The sequence below is a fragment of the Ignicoccus sp. genome (assembly GCF_056435145.1).
The window spans coordinates 1-13,802 of record NZ_JBWNMZ010000009.1 but is presented as its reverse complement, the minus strand read 5'-3'; the positions used below and the strand labels follow the sequence as shown (position 1 = coordinate 13,802).

Below are 13,802 nucleotides of genomic sequence, written 5' to 3'. Positions count from 1 at the left end.
TCAAAAGGGCTCGCCGGGGTGTATATGTGAATAATGCTCATGGTCTAGGAAAGGTAGCACCAAAAGGCCTCCCAGAGTCAAGGGGATCAATAACGAGGCCAACAAGCCCAAGCCGGCGGTCTCAAGTAAGGCGAACGCGTCGTCCTCCCTTCCTTGAGAGACTAGCTCTTTCACCTTTTGGAGTTGTGGACTTATCCTTTCCAGAGCAACGATTAAAGTGTTGTACCCCTCTCTGGTGAGCTTCAATTCTTTGCTCTTAAAGAACAAGAACTTCTTCTCTTCTACTTTTACAAGGCCTTTGTCTATCAACTCCTTAATCACCTCTTCGACACTCTCTTTATCGACGTTCAATATGCGCGCTAACTCTTCCGGAGCTTTGATTCTATTATAAATTCCTAAGAGTACGCCCAGCGAGAGGGGGTCTATGTCGTACTGTACCAATACCGAGTCCCCGCTAAAGTGTATGGGGAGGAATTAAGACGTAACGCGTATCCAACATTCATCGAACCCTCCGAGCTCTCTCCTCTTCGACTCAAGCATTTTATAAACTTCTTTTCCGAAGATGTCCACTAGCGCTTTGACTACCTCTAGCACGTCTGCCAACTCCTCGGCCGAAGGCTCTATTAGAAACTCCAGCGCTTCTTCGACTAGCTTTCTTTTAAGCCACTCTAACCTTTCTTGGTCCTCACACTTAACGTAGGCCCCGGGAGCTACTTTTGGGATCTTGTCTCTCACGAGTTTGCTCCCCAAAGGGCTAGAGCCTCCGGGGGAGAGGATATGGCAAGAGTTAGAAGAATGTTAATCGTCGACGGGTACACAGACGAGCCAGCCGGCTTAGGCGTCCCACCGTATCTCGACGTCTACGCCAGGGAGGCTTACGGCGCTCTGAAGCTAGCGGACAAGTCTAACGAAGTTTACTACCTCACTATAGACGAGGTAAGGAGAGACTGGAGCGGCTACGCGGAGCTGTCGAGGAAGGTTGACTTGGTGCTAGTGATAGCAGGTGCCCTCGTGCCGGGTAAGTACTTAGGAGGAGAGCCGTTGAGGTCCCCAGCAGAATTCGAACGCTTAAAGTTCTTGAGCTCGGCGCCGGTTGCCTTGACCGGACCTGCTGCGAGCTTTGGTCTCGGCGGCGTCGGAGGGAGCGTCTCAACCAAGGTCGATGCAGACTATCTTATAAGAGGCAGAGTAGCTCACTGGGTTTACGAAGCAGCCGTCTGGGGCCCAGAAGGCGCCGACGACGTACTCTGGATAGACAATTACGCCTTGGTAGACAAGGCATTAATAAGGGGCAGCGAGGTCGTGAAACAACATCCCAACTACAGTATGGGCAACTTGGTAGTGGAGCTGGAAACGTACTCAGGCTGCGCTCGCTCGGTCGCGAGGGGGTGCAGCTTTTGTCTAACCCCTCTGAAGGGAAGGCCCGTGCAACGCGACGTGAGAGGAATTATCGGAGAAGTAGAAGCTCTCTACAACCAAGGAGTTAGGTCCTTCCGCATCGGAAGGCAGAGCGACGTCTTGGTTTACGGCTCTCCGGAGTTGGGGAGGGAGGAATGGCCGAGGCCCTCCCCCTCTGCCTTGAGGCAGCTATTTCAAGGCATAAGGAACGTAGCGCCCTCTCTCATTACCTTGCATATAGATAACGTTAACCCAGGCACCATTTCGCGATGGCCCGAGGAGAGCGAACTCGCGCTAAAGGAAATAGTGAAGTGGCACACGCCAGGAGACGTTGCAGCTATGGGAATAGAAAGTATTGACCCGAGGGTCGTTAAAATAAATAATTTAAAGGTTATGATGGAAGATGCATTAATTGCCATTAGAATAGTTAACAAGGTAGGACGTCACAGAGGTTGGAACGGTATGCCACACTTACTTCCGGGGATCAACTTTATCGCTGGCCTTCCTGGAGAGAGCAAGGAGACGTGGGAACACAATAAGGCCTTACTAGACAAAATAGAAGAAGAAGGACTCTTAGTACGGAGGGTAAACCTACGTAAACTAAGCTTACTTCCCGGGACGCAAGCTTACTTCCTTACTAAGAAAGTAGTGGTTTCAAAAGGCTACGAAGGCTTTCGAAAGTACGTCTTGAAGTGGCAAGAGAGGATGTTGAAGAACGTGGTCCCGCCGGGGACTGTGCTTAGAAACTTGGTCGTGGAGAAGGTGGAGAGGAGGGTCAGTTATGCACGTCAGCCTGCTAGCTATCCCCTCACTGTTGAGATAGCTAGGCCTTTACCCAAAGGAAGATGGATAACGGCTGTCGTTAAGAGAGTCCACGCGAGGAGCGTGTTAGCTGAAGTGCTATGAGTGAGGTAAGGAGGCCCAGGTGCTCGATCTGTGCCCGAGAGGCGGTAGTAACAATCAAATATGCACGTCTGCGCCTCTGTGAGCAGCACTTAGAAGAGTTTCTAATCAAGAGGATTAAAAGGGTTGAAATTCCCAAGAAAGTTCTACTAGGGCTCTCGGGGGGTAAGGACAGCGTAGCCTTGTTATACTTGCTGAAAAAACTCGGGACCGAGGTAGTCGCCGCGACGGTAGACACGGTACCTAACTACACCTCGCTGGAAGCAGAGGTGGCCAAGCGCGTTGCCGAAGATTTGGGGGTAACGCATTTAACTATACACGCTAAGGAGCTGTACGGCTTCACCGCGCTTTCGTATAAGATAGTTAGGAGGGCTCCGTGCTCGATATGCTCGAAGCTCAGGCGCCACGCATTAGACCTCCTAGCCCGAAGGCTCGGTTTGGAGTACGTCGCGACGGGCCACAACATGGACGACATGGCTTCTTGGGCCTTATCCTACATATTGAGAGGGGACTTCCAGAGTTTGAAGAAAGTGAGGCCTGTCGAAGTCCCGAAGGGCCCAGCTCGCGGTCGAGTGAGACCGCTGTTTTGGGTGGGTGAGAAAGAAATTATAACTTTCTTGTTATCAAAGAGATTGCCTTGGTTGAAGGCCTCGTGTCCTCTGTACGAGCCGCGGACTACATTTGCGGACTACGTTAAGGAGGCCATATTAAGGTTGGAGGAAAGGTACGGAAACGTCAGGATAAACTTACTTAATTACGTGACGAAGCGCGAGGGCGGAGACGACAGAGGAGGGACGCCGAGTTCTTGCAAATATTGTGGAGGCCCCGCGTGGGGCGAGGTCTGTTCCGTCTGTTCTCTTCGTATGAGACTTGGTAAGCTGGAGGAAAGTCCTTTGGAGCCAAAGGTAAGAGTCCTAGGAGAGGGGAACTTACTCGTAGTGGGACAAGGAGTCTACGCGTGGACAAACATCAGGAGGGTTAAGAGAGTTCAAGACGTCTTCCGAGCGCTCGACGTGCCAACGGAAGCGGGGGTGTTCGTGCACAGGGGCAAGCCAACCCCTCCAGAGAGCCTTCTCATAGGGGAGCTGGAGAGGGGCGAGGCCGTCTTGTTCTTGGCCCCCCGCATCAAGCCTAAACTCAATCGACCCTAATCGACTTTACCTCCTTTAGTACCCTTAATACGTACATGGTGTACGTCTCTTGGACGCCCTCCATTTTACCTATTAAGTCAAGTAACTTTGCAAGCTCTTCTCTGTCCCCTAAGACAGTCTTTACCAGAAGGGAGTACTCACCGGTTACGTCGTAGGCCTCATAAATGTCTTCCAGCTTCACAATATCCTTTACGGTTTCTGGATACTTGTTTGCATCTATCTTGATTAATATGAAAGCTATGGTGTCCTTTCCTATTTTTGATGCGTCTATGTCAGCATAAAAACCCTTGAGTACTCCCATCTCCTTCAATTTCTTTACGCGAAGGTGTATCGTGGCCTCGCTGCGGTCAAGCATCTTAGCGATTTTGGAGAACGACGTTCTGGCGTCTTTCTGAAGAATCTCTATGATCTTTTTGTCTATTTCGTCTAACTCTACCGGTTTGTTGGCCACAATGTCACCCTTAAAACAACTTCTTAATGATAGATAAGGAGAACCTCCTGGGTAATATGCTCAAGAAGTCCTTGATCCCTGCCTCACCCATTCCGAACTTGTATATGGCTTCTATGTTTTTCGGGCTCAAATCCTTTAGGACGGGCAATTCTCTTTCCTTTCTGATCTTCTTTAAGATCTTCGCTTGTAATTGTGTTGCTTTATATAGTTTCATACTCTCAAGCACTTCTCTATAGTCCTTCCCGCGGGAAATAGCGTGAGCCAACACCTTTGCAGTCAGTATGCTGGGCCTTATTCCCTCGCCCGTCAACGGCATCACAGCACCTAGCGCCTCCCCTACTACGTAGGTTGGATCTTTGGCCCACTCGAGCTTTATTCCGCCCATATCTATGGGTGCTCCGTCTACCTTGACTATTAAATCACTGCTGATATTAAGTTCCTTTAAGAGCGAGTCTAACCTAGTCTTGAGTTGGTCGACAGTCACATCCAGACCGCCGATGCCTATCTTCGCTTCCCTATCTCCATAAGGGAAGAACCACGCGTACCCTATTAAGTCTCTGAAGAAGAAGAACTTCATCTCGTTTGGGTCGTCTATCTTCATCCCCTTTACGTAGTACTGGATGGTCTGTGCCAGCATGTCGCGCTCTTTGAGCTTCCAAGCTACGCCCGTCGCAACTATTACATTGGATATGTCTACCTTCTCGTTATTAATAGTGATGTAGGAGCGATTTATCTTCACGGAAGTTTTGAGCGCAACGTCGAAGGAGGTGGAATAGTGTTCTAAGAACTTGGTCCTATCTACTAGGTAGAAAATAGTTTCCTTGGCGTCCCAGGTACCTACGTGCTTCATATTGAAGTAGAGTGATAACGACTTAACCTTGTTTAATATCGAATCGGCCGGGAGGGTCAACGTTATGTTCAGCTGTGTTGGTATGCCTCCTCCACAAGGCTTAGCCCCCAGGTGAGGCCTCTGCTCGACAAGGAGTACTTTGTACCCCTCCCGGCTGAGGAAGTGCGCAGTCGCGACGCCGGCCGGCCCCCCTCCGACGACAAAGAAGTCGTATGTCGTCGCCAGCACCCTTCGAGGAATCCTCAAGGTACATATAAAAATGAGTGCATGAAGCGTTTAGCTCAGTTCGTACTTTCCGTCCACTTTTCTCACGAGACCTCTGTACTCCATAACCCTTAGAGTTTCGGAAAGCGGTACCGGTGGAGTGATGTTGTACCATTCTTGGAACTTTATAATTATGTCTTGTAAGTTCAGAGGTGCGTGCTCCTTCAATATCTTTTTGACGAGGTTAACCATATCTTCGACGTAATTCCACGGATACATATACCACGTCCAGTCTCGGACTAGGTCTACGAAGTAGTCCGGCCTTATTTGGGCGACGGGCTCTATGTATTGCATCGTCGCCAACTTTACTTGTCGTGCTTTCCACTGTTTTTCTACATATTCCTTAGCTACGATTAAGCTCTTGCCAGTATCACAGATGTCGTCTACTATTAATACCTTTGAATTACTTAGGTCTATTCCTTGTATCGCATACTTGATTACAGCTTCTTCTTGGTGACTTCCGGTTTCGATCCAATGTTCTACCTTTAACGACAAGACATCTATAACGTCCATGTAGTCTGCCAAGAGTCTAGCGGGCGTAAGTCCGCCTCTCGCTATAGCAACGATCACGTCAGGTTTGTAGCCAGATTCGAGTATTACGAATGCTAGCTCCTTGGTCCAGCGGACTACGTCTTCCCATGTTACTACCCTCACCCTGAGCTTGACCACGCAGATCCCCCTACAGCATAGGATAGCTCTCTTTATAGTCTCCGCTTCAACGACTCCTCGTCGGTGTGGGGCGGTGTACCTTGTGGAGTACCAAGTCCTACCGCTCGGTACGTGTAGCCCCAGCGTCTCTGACTTGGTAGCGGAGGCTGTGAACGTGATACGCCAAAAGAACTTAGAGTTTAGGGTAACGCCTATGGGTACGGTAGTGAAGCTCCCCTCTTTGGAAGAGGCAGGAGCGTTAGCTCAAGAGATCGCGGAGAGGTTGAGGGACAGAGGGGTTAAGAGAGTAGTCATGGTCATAAGGGTGGATATGAGGTTCGATAAAGAACTAGATATGGATAAAAAAGTCGAAACTGTATTGAGGAAGCTGGAGAAGACATGAGCACCTACGGAAGGCGCTTCGAAGACTACCTAAAGGTTATCTATTCTCTCCAGAACAACAAGGGCGACGTTCGGTTGAAAGAAGTGGCAAAGGCAATGGGGTTAAAACCTCCTACAGTTTTGCAGTACATAAATAAACTCCAAGAGATGGGCTTGGCGACCTACTCGCAAGGGAAGATTTCCCTCACAGAAGAGGGAATAAAGAGGGCTCACGAGCTATTTATGAAATTCAAGAAGATAAAGGAATTTTTTGTTGATGTGGTTAATATGGAGGAGAAGAAGGCCGAAGAGGTGGCGTGCCTAATAGAACACGTAGTCGACGAGGAGACAGTTGCCCGGATGGAGGAGATCTCAAAGAGGCTCTCCAGATGTTAGCAGTACTCCTCACTTCCTTCGGAGGGTTACGAATATGCAAGGCGACTGAGAGCCCTCGGAGCACTTAGTTTCTTGTACTTGTACGTACTCACCCTCTACAAAAGAGACCAAGCCGCTCAGCAAGCCCCGCGTGAAGTGACATCTGGGCCCCTTTATTGTAACTACCTCTGCCTCTAAGCTTTTTTCAAGCCTAAAGGTATATTCGCCGTGCTTCAGTCTCGAAACCTTGAAGTCGAAGCTCCCAATACCAAAACTCTTCAGCAAGTCCAGTACGTCCCTTATGAGTACTTCGCCTGTGTGCTTCGTTTCTTCGTGTATTTCTTTCGCTAACGAGTAGCCAACCCTCATGCCTAGTTGGTACAATATGCTTGCGGCTAAGGCGGGCTGTTTGAAGTATGCATAAAACGAATTGAAGAGAGCCTTCAGGAAGTCGGACCCTAGAACTACAGCACGCTCATACGTGTACACCGGAAAGGCGTTAGGAAAGAAGGTTATGTCACCTAGCTTCTCCGTTTTACTCATTACGTCTTTTACGCCCTCCATACTCTTTAACTCTTGGACCAGCGCTTCTATCGTTATACTGGCCCTCCTCATGTTGAGGACTAATATATATGTAACTGACTTAGCCTTAACGTCTGTGGGGCCTCTGATTATATGCAACGTGTCTATGTCCTTAGATATTAGGGTTTCCAACATCTTCTTTAGGATATCGTCCTTCTTGTCGGCCCTTAATTTGACTGCAAGAAATCTTATATCTAAAGTCCTCTGTTTTATTATGAACGGATACAACACAGCGACGTCCTCGTCTTTGCTGCGCCCGAACGGCGGCACTCTTCGCTACCCTCTGGGCCAAGTAAATATAGGGATATTTTATGTTGTCCGTGAAGGATGGAGAACCTTGCAGGCGATCAACCTCAAGATTTGTACTGAGGGCGGCGAGTGTGAGTCGAGGGAGTTCAAAGTCAGAGAGGTTCAGTGGATCAGAATAAACGGAGTGCTCGTCGCCGTCGGGAAGCCCCCGGAACGTCTGATAGGAGGGGACGCGTGGGGCTATGCTGTGTGGGGCGACGAGGCGATCAACGTCTTGATAGGTAAAGGGACGTATCCGGTAGTGGCGTTGGCGGAAGCGCCGAGCGACGTAGTGGTCCGCGGGCGGTGGAGGTCTATTGCGTTCGGAGGCGAGGCTCCGGAGCCTTGGGCCCCAATAAGCGTTACCGTGAGAGGGGTTAACGTCCCCGCCCGCAGGGGGGTCTTGGTGGCTTTGCCGTAATGCTTTGCTTAATTATTCCAGTGATAATAGGTCTCGCTTTCCACGCAAAGGCTCCAGATGACCCCCTAAAGTTGTTCCTTTTAGGCTGGGCGACTGTCGCGCTGACCTCCTTCCTCAAGTGCGGGATGCCTCAACCGCTTGAAAACGAAATACTGAACATAGTTAGCTTTGTAAGGCGAAGCAACTTCCTCTTTGCTGTTTTGAGGATCTATCAACATAACTTGATAATCTTGATGCTGTGTGCCCTCTTGGGCAAAGGGTACTACGGTTTCGTTGTCAGTTACACCGCTCTGGTCGCGTCCGCGCTCGCCGGAGGGTACCCGGTAAGCGTAGTCTTCGGCGCTCACACGTTCTTGGAACTCTATTCCTACGCGCTCGCGACCACGAGGAGGAAACTGGATCTGGTTAAATCGGCCGCATACCTTTTGGTAGCTGCTGCCTTCGAGGTAACGGCAATACGTTTCTAACGCTCTCCTCGCTCTAATAACACAGAGATGTCGGGCTATGATCCGTGATGCTTACGGCAGGGGGTTGACCACTCTTAGGGTTTCTGTCACGGAGAGGTGCAATTTCAATTGTGTGTTCTGCCACTCCGAAGGCGTGGCCGAAAGGACCCTCGACGAGCTTTCAGTTTACGACTACGACATAATAGCTGAGGCCACTTCGAAGCTGGGAATGAAATACGTCAAGTTCACGGGGGGCGAGCCCCTGCTTAGGAGGGATTTAGAACACATCGTTCTCTCGTTCAAAAGGCACGGGTTTGAAGAGATATCTATCACTACGAACGGCTTCCTCCTCCGGGAAAGGGCTGAGGGCCTCAAGGAGGCTGGCGTCAGCTGGATAAACGTTAGTTTACACAGCCTCAAGAGGTCCCGCTTTAAACAAATAACTGGGGTTGACGCCCTACATCGAGTGCTGAGCGGCATCGAGAGGGCTTTGGAGAGTGGGATAGATGTCAGGATAAACGTAGTCATCCTAAGAGGGATAAACGATGACGAGGTGGAGAAAATAATAAGGTACGCCGTGAGCAAGGGGGTATCGGTACACGTCATAGAATTACATCCAGTAGGGAACGGGGCCTCGATATTCTCCGAACGACACTCGAGAGAACCCATAGAGAGATTGAAGAGGTGGCTGGAGGAGGTTGCAGACCGAAAGGAGGTCAGAGAGTTACATAACAGGCCTCGGTACTACTTGGGCAAGAGCTTCGTCGAGCTAATAGAGCCCGTTGGCAACCCTTACTTCTGTGCAGGCTGTACGCGGCTGAGGTTAAGCGCGGACGGCAAGTTCTATCCTTGCATCAACGTTTACTACACCCGCTTCGACGCGTTGGGGGTGTTGAGGTCTCCTGAACCGAGGGAGACCAAGGTAAGGAAGATAATAGAGGGCATCTTAGAACTCAACGACAAGAGGAGACCATACTACATGTGGAGTTTGGAGTTCGAATCAAAACGCATGCCAGTTAAGAGGGAAGTCCGGGTCAGCAGAATAGAGTTGCCGAGGAGGGCTAAACTTCAATTCTGGGCGGCGATTATGAGGGAGGGAAGACCTCTTGAAACGAAGTTATGTGGTGGCCCGGTACGAGTATAAGGGCCATAAGTTCGAGATATTGGTAGATCCAGACAAGGCAATGGAACTCAAGTCGGGTAAACGGATACCGGTGGAAGAGGTTTTGATAACTGATACGATTTACAAGGACGTGAGCAGCGGAGACAGAGTCTCCCCAGAGGTGTTAAGAAAAGTCTTTGGAACCGACGATGTAAAGAAGGTAGCTCTAGAGATAATAACCAAAGGCGAAATACAATTGACTGCTGAGCAGAGGAGGAAACTGATTGAACAAAAGAGACGTCAGATAATTAACTACATAGCAAAGAACGCCATAGATCCTCAGACCAAACTCCCTATCCCCCCGGCAAGGATAGAAGCGGCCATGGAGAGGGCCAAGGTAGGCGTAGACCCTTATAAGAGCGTTGAAGAGCAAGCGATACAGATAGTTAGGGCGATATCAAGGATAATCCCAATTAAAGTAGCGAGGGCGATCATTCAGGTCAAGATACCCCCCAAGTACTCGGGCCGTGCCTATTCTGAACTCAAGAAGCTAGGAGAGATAAAGTCTATGGATTGGAAGTCAGACGGAAGCTTGGTCGCTGAGATAGAGATACCAGCTGGCTTGCAAGGTGAGGTTATGGACAAGCTGGCGAAAATGACCAAGGGAGAGGCGGAGGTTAAAGTGTTGTACGCCTCTTAAGTTAAGGGGGTGGTGTTGATGATACTAGCCATAAACGCAAAAGTTTACTATCCTTACTCGTTTGGAGCGCGGCTGCTGAGGCTGGCGAGAGCGATAGATAGGATAGCCCAAGAATATGCAATCACTACGATAATAGCCCCTCCACATACGGAGTTAAAAGAAGTAAAGGATATAGTGGAAGTAACCAAGGTCTATGCTCAACACTTGGATCCCGTGGAGCCCGGAGCGCACACGGGCTCTGTCGTGCTAGAAGGTGTAAAGGAGATAATAGACGGTAGCATAATAAATCACAGTGAAAAGAGGATGAAGCTCGATGAGATAGAATTCCTAGTTTCTAAGTTGAAGCGTGCTGGGAAGGGGAGCTTGGTCTGTGCTCCCACGCCCAATACGGCAGCAGCGGTGGCCGAGCTGCGCCCCTCCATGGTAGCGATGGAGCCGCCAGAACTGATAGGTACTGGAGTCTCGGTCTCCCGTGCAAAGCCTGACATTGTGAGGGAGACTGTAAAGGCCGTCAAGGAGACGGGCTTCGACGGCCCAGTTCTCGTGGGGGCCGGCATCTCGAGCGGTGAGGATGTCAGAAAGGCAATAGAACTGGGCGCGGACGGGATCTTGGTGGCCTCAGCGGTGGTAAAGGCCGAAGACCCTTATCTAAAGCTAAAAGAGCTTGCGGAGGCAATGACAAGATGATTTTGACTAAGGAGGAAGAGAGGGCCCTCTCGGGCGAATACGGCGAAGCTTTGTCTCAAGCTATAAAGATCCTCGTCAAGGTAGGAGAAGTGTTAGGAGCGGAGAGACTGCTCCCCATATCTCATGCCCACGCCTCTGGAGTCAGTTATGCTACAATAGGCGAGCCTGGAGTCCACTGGCTGGAAAGACTCGCCGAGGGCGGCGGTAGGGCGAGGGTCTATTCTACAATAAATCCTATAGGATTTGACCCCTATTCAGATATCATAAAGGTAGACAAGGACTTCGCAAAGGGTCAAATGAGAATAATAAGGGCTTTCGAAAGGATGGGCTTCGATACCTCCCTTACGTGTACTCCGTATTACTTGAGGACGCCTAAGCCCTTCGAGAGGCTCGCCTGGGGAGAGAGCAGCGCAGTCATCTATGCCAACACGGTGTTGGGCGCCTTTACCAACAGAGAGGGGGGCCCGGTCGCCGTGGCGGCGGCCCTCGCCGGGAAAGTGTACGAGGCTGGCTTACAGCTACTCGAGAACAGGAGGACAAACTTCTACGTGAAGCTCGACTTCCACCCAACAGATCCGGCCGAGTGGTCGGCGACGGGCTACGTAATCGGCGAGAGGATAGGGCAAGGCATACCCCACCTCAAGGGGCCGCAGCCGCCGTCCGAGCACTTGAAGTACATGCTGGCAGCCTCTGCAGCGTCGGGGGGCTTAGCCATGATGGTAATAGAAGGGGTGACGCCGCCCAAGACCTACCTACTCGGCGACGAAGAGAGGGTAGAAGTTGAGCGCGAGGACGTGGAAAGCATGTTCGGCAGCGTAGACGATGCAGACTTGGTTTTCCACGGCTGTCCGCACGCTTCCGTCGAGGAGCTCGTCGAGCTGGACCGGATAATAAAAGACAAGGTGAAAAGAGAGGTCTGGGTCGCTCTAGCCCCCAAAGTTTACGAAAGGGCCAGTCAAACGATCAAGAGCTTGTCCAAGAAAGGTATCAAGTTCGTTAGGGGGACTTGTTTGGTCGTATCGCCTATCGACAGAATGGGAATAAGGAAGGTAGCAACCACTAGCGCTAAGACATATTTCTATTTGAAAAGGAGGGGGTTTGACGTATGGTTAGTTCGACTGAGGGACTTGGCCGGCGCGTGAGGTGTGGTCGCGCCCTCGTCGGAGAGGGGGACGTAAAAGGGCGCGTCGTAAAGGTTGAACATCACTTAAGCTTCTTGGGTGAGGTAGATCCCAGAAAGGGAGTGCTCTACGACGGGAGGTCCATTAAGAACAAAGTGTTGGTCGTCAAAGGCATTAGGGGATCCACTGTAGGCTCTTACGTAATCTACGCCTTAAGGTATTACGGAAACGCACCTCTCGCGGTAGTCGTCGAGGGCGAAGCTGACCCGATAGTTGTGGCTGGCTGTGTTATGGCCGAGTTACCTTTGGTGGATAAAACTGGCTCCCTCGAACTATGGGATGGAGATCTAGTATTCCTCCAATTTGTTAAAGGGAAGGCTTGCATCTCGAAGGTTGGGGATGTCGACCTAAAAACCTCGGGTAGGACTGTGGAAGGGTCATAGACAGTGGCCGTCCCGGAAAGGGTCAATCCTAAGGGCGTTGAGCTGAAGGTTATGGAAGCTAAACAGAAAGACGTGGGGCACGGAAGGGTTAGAATAGATAGGATGATAATGGAGATGATTGGAGTATCTCCCGGTGACGTGGTTGAGATAGAAGGCAAGAGAGTCACGGCCGCTATCGCTTTGCCGGCGTACCCCGAAGATCAAGGACTAGACATAATTAGGATGGACGGTCTGATAAGGAAGAACGCCGGCGTAACGGTGGGTGATAAGGTCTACGTCCGGAAAGCAAAGGTGAAGGAAGCTAGGGTAGTGAAGCTAGCGCCGGCCAATTTCAGCGTAAGCATAGATGAGGGCTTCATTCCCTACGCTAAGAAGAAACTGATGGACAGGCCTGTTGTGGAGGGCGACACCGTAATGATACCGATACTAGGTCAAACGATACCCTTCGTGGTAGTTAGTACTAAGCCCAGCGGGGTTGTAAAAATAACAAAGAACACAAATATAATGATATTAGAGAAGTATGTGGAACACACGAGAGTGCCAAAGGTAACGTGGGAGGACATAGGCGGCCTCGAGAACGTGGTACGGAAGCTGAGGGAATTAATAGAACTACCTATGAAATATCCCGAAATCTTCAAGAGGCTCGGCATAGAGCCCCCCAAGGGGGTGCTCCTCTACGGCCCCCCTGGCACGGGCAAAACTATGTTAGCTAAGGCGCTGGCCAACGAAATAGATGCCCACTTTATACCTATCAATGGACCAGAGATAATGAGCAAGTACTACGGAGAGAGCGAGCAGAGGCTCAGGGAGATATTCGAGGAGGCCCGCAAAAACGCTCCAAGCATAATATTCATAGACGAGATAGACGCGATAGCCCCCAAGAGGGAGGAAGTCACCGGAGAGGTCGAAAAGAGGGTAGTCGCCCAGTTGTTGACCTTGATGGACGGCCTCCAAGAGAGGGGGAGGGTGGTCGTAATAGGCGCGACCAACAGGCCAAACGCCATAGACCCCGCCTTGAGGAGGCCGGGCAGACTAGAGGTCGAGATAGAGATACCTTTGCCCGACAAGAAGGGTAGACTCGAGATACTACAGATCCACACGAGGAACATGCCCTTGGCGGAAGACGTAGACTTGGAGAAGCTCGCCGAAATGACTCACGGCTACACCGGGGCTGACTTAGCGGCGCTGGTGAGGAGCGCGGCCTTCTACGCTTTGAGAAGGTACTTGCCCGAGATAGACTTGGATAAAGGCGAAATCCCTCCGGACTTGCTAGACAGAATGAAGGTCACCATGGAGGACTTCATAAACGCCTATAAGGACATAGTACCGTCCGGCTTAAGGGAAATATACATAGAAACCCCGGAGGTGCACTGGGAGGACGTAGGAGGTCTAAAGGAGGCGAAGCAGCAGTTAAGAGAGGCTGTTGAGTGGCCGCTGAGGTACCCAGAAGCCTTCCGCAGGCTCGGCATAGAGCCCCCCAAGGGGATACTCCTCTTCGGGCCGCCCGGGACCGGCAAGACCTTGCTAGCCAAGGCAGCGGCCACCGAAAGCCAAGCGAACTTCATAGCGGTCAGAGGGCCGGAGGTGTTGA

Annotated in this window: 18 protein-coding genes; 12 read left to right on the top strand and 6 right to left on the bottom strand. The window is 50.8% G+C overall.

The genetic code is table 11. The features are described from left to right. Positions 1 to 441: a helix-turn-helix domain-containing protein gene (locus tag AC1HCZ_RS03110; protein ID WP_479462087.1), complete on the bottom strand. Its 441-nt coding sequence runs from the start codon at positions 439 to 441 to the stop codon at positions 1 to 3. 33 nt (positions 442 to 474) lie between these two features. Then, a complete protein-coding gene (locus AC1HCZ_RS03105; protein WP_479462086.1) occupies positions 475 to 735 on the bottom strand; it encodes a nucleoside triphosphate pyrophosphohydrolase in 261 nt (86 codons plus the stop codon). A 42-nt stretch (positions 736 to 777) separates the two neighbouring features. On the opposite strand from AC1HCZ_RS03105, the gene AC1HCZ_RS03100 reads away from it, so the two are divergent. Together AC1HCZ_RS03100 and AC1HCZ_RS03095 are read left to right on the top strand one after the other, a co-directional pair. Then, complete coding sequence (locus AC1HCZ_RS03100) at positions 778 to 2,304, top strand: radical SAM protein (RefSeq protein ID WP_479462085.1); 1,527 nt, start codon at positions 778 to 780, stop codon at positions 2,302 to 2,304. Then, positions 2,301 to 3,452: a tRNA lysidine(34) synthetase gene (locus AC1HCZ_RS03095; protein WP_479462084.1), complete on the top strand. Its 1,152-nt coding sequence runs from the start codon at positions 2,301 to 2,303 to the stop codon at positions 3,450 to 3,452. The genes AC1HCZ_RS03100 and AC1HCZ_RS03095 overlap by 4 nt, the downstream gene beginning before the upstream one ends. On the opposite strand, the gene AC1HCZ_RS03090 is transcribed toward AC1HCZ_RS03095, so the two are convergent. From AC1HCZ_RS03090 to AC1HCZ_RS03080, 3 genes are read right to left on the bottom strand one after another with little or no spacing between them, the layout of a single operon-like run. Continuing rightward, positions 3,439 to 3,903 carry an Lrp/AsnC family transcriptional regulator gene (locus tag AC1HCZ_RS03090; protein ID WP_479462083.1) on the bottom strand — a complete coding sequence of 155 codons (465 nt, stop codon included), beginning with the start codon at positions 3,901 to 3,903 and terminating at the stop codon, positions 3,439 to 3,441. The genes AC1HCZ_RS03095 and AC1HCZ_RS03090 overlap by 14 nt on opposite strands. 10 nt (positions 3,904 to 3,913) lie before the next feature. After that, positions 3,914 to 4,999: an FAD-dependent oxidoreductase gene (locus tag AC1HCZ_RS03085; RefSeq protein ID WP_479462082.1), complete on the bottom strand. Its 1,086-nt coding sequence runs from the start codon at positions 4,997 to 4,999 to the stop codon at positions 3,914 to 3,916. A 30-nt stretch (positions 5,000 to 5,029) separates the two neighbouring features. Then, positions 5,030 to 5,686, bottom strand: a complete 657-nt coding sequence (locus tag AC1HCZ_RS03080) for a phosphoribosyltransferase (protein WP_479462081.1) — start codon at positions 5,684 to 5,686, stop codon at positions 5,030 to 5,032. Positions 5,687 to 5,759: 73 nt separating this feature from the next. On the opposite strand from AC1HCZ_RS03080, the gene AC1HCZ_RS03075 reads away from it, so the two are divergent. Both AC1HCZ_RS03075 and AC1HCZ_RS03070 read left to right on the top strand, forming a co-directional pair. After that, positions 5,760 to 6,068 (top strand): MTH1187 family thiamine-binding protein, encoded by a 309-nt coding sequence (locus tag AC1HCZ_RS03075; protein ID WP_479462080.1) that lies wholly within the window; start codon positions 5,760 to 5,762, stop codon positions 6,066 to 6,068. Beyond that, positions 6,065 to 6,442, top strand: coding sequence for a metal-dependent transcriptional regulator (locus AC1HCZ_RS03070; RefSeq protein WP_479462079.1), 378 nt, complete (start codon positions 6,065 to 6,067; stop codon positions 6,440 to 6,442). Before AC1HCZ_RS03075 ends, AC1HCZ_RS03070 begins: the two co-directional genes overlap by 4 nt. A 9-nt stretch (positions 6,443 to 6,451) precedes the next feature. Here the strand turns inward: AC1HCZ_RS03070 and AC1HCZ_RS03065 are convergent, their stop codons facing one another. Next, positions 6,452 to 7,273 carry a V4R domain-containing protein gene (locus AC1HCZ_RS03065; protein WP_479462078.1) on the bottom strand — a complete coding sequence of 274 codons (822 nt, stop codon included), beginning with the start codon at positions 7,271 to 7,273 and terminating at the stop codon, positions 6,452 to 6,454. A gap of 67 nt (positions 7,274 to 7,340) precedes the next feature. On the opposite strand from AC1HCZ_RS03065, the gene AC1HCZ_RS03060 reads away from it, so the two are divergent. The 8 genes from AC1HCZ_RS03060 to AC1HCZ_RS03025 form a co-directional block, all read left to right on the top strand. After that, the gene (locus AC1HCZ_RS03060) at positions 7,341 to 7,712 is read left to right on the top strand and encodes a hypothetical protein (RefSeq protein WP_479462077.1); all 372 of its coding nucleotides are present in this window, start codon (positions 7,341 to 7,343) and stop codon (positions 7,710 to 7,712) included. 20 nt (positions 7,713 to 7,732) lie between these two features. Further along, positions 7,733 to 8,179 carry a hypothetical protein gene (locus AC1HCZ_RS03055; RefSeq protein ID WP_479462076.1) on the top strand — a complete coding sequence of 149 codons (447 nt, stop codon included), beginning with the start codon at positions 7,733 to 7,735 and terminating at the stop codon, positions 8,177 to 8,179. Between the two features lie 37 nt (positions 8,180 to 8,216). Continuing rightward, on the top strand, positions 8,217 to 9,302 hold the full coding sequence (gene moaA, locus AC1HCZ_RS03050; RefSeq protein ID WP_479462075.1) for a GTP 3',8-cyclase MoaA: 1,086 nt from the start codon (positions 8,217 to 8,219) through the stop codon (positions 9,300 to 9,302). Further along, positions 9,265 to 9,960 (top strand): ribosome assembly factor SBDS, encoded by a 696-nt coding sequence (locus AC1HCZ_RS03045; protein ID WP_479462074.1) that lies wholly within the window; start codon positions 9,265 to 9,267, stop codon positions 9,958 to 9,960. The genes moaA and AC1HCZ_RS03045 overlap by 38 nt, the downstream gene beginning before the upstream one ends. An 18-nt stretch (positions 9,961 to 9,978) precedes the next feature. Further along, a complete protein-coding gene (gene tpiA, locus AC1HCZ_RS03040; protein WP_479462073.1) occupies positions 9,979 to 10,647 on the top strand; it encodes a triose-phosphate isomerase in 669 nt (222 codons plus the stop codon). Continuing rightward, complete coding sequence (locus AC1HCZ_RS03035; protein ID WP_479462072.1) at positions 10,644 to 11,789, top strand: aconitase X catalytic domain-containing protein; 1,146 nt, start codon at positions 10,644 to 10,646, stop codon at positions 11,787 to 11,789. The genes tpiA and AC1HCZ_RS03035 overlap by 4 nt, the downstream gene beginning before the upstream one ends. Then, positions 11,786 to 12,211 (top strand): aconitase X swivel domain-containing protein, encoded by a 426-nt coding sequence (locus tag AC1HCZ_RS03030; RefSeq protein ID WP_479462071.1) that lies wholly within the window; start codon positions 11,786 to 11,788, stop codon positions 12,209 to 12,211. The genes AC1HCZ_RS03035 and AC1HCZ_RS03030 overlap by 4 nt, the downstream gene beginning before the upstream one ends. A 51-nt stretch (positions 12,212 to 12,262) precedes the next feature. Continuing rightward, positions 12,263 to 13,802: CDC48 family AAA ATPase (locus AC1HCZ_RS03025; RefSeq protein ID WP_479462188.1), on the top strand; the 1,540-nt coding region annotated here is incomplete at its 3' end.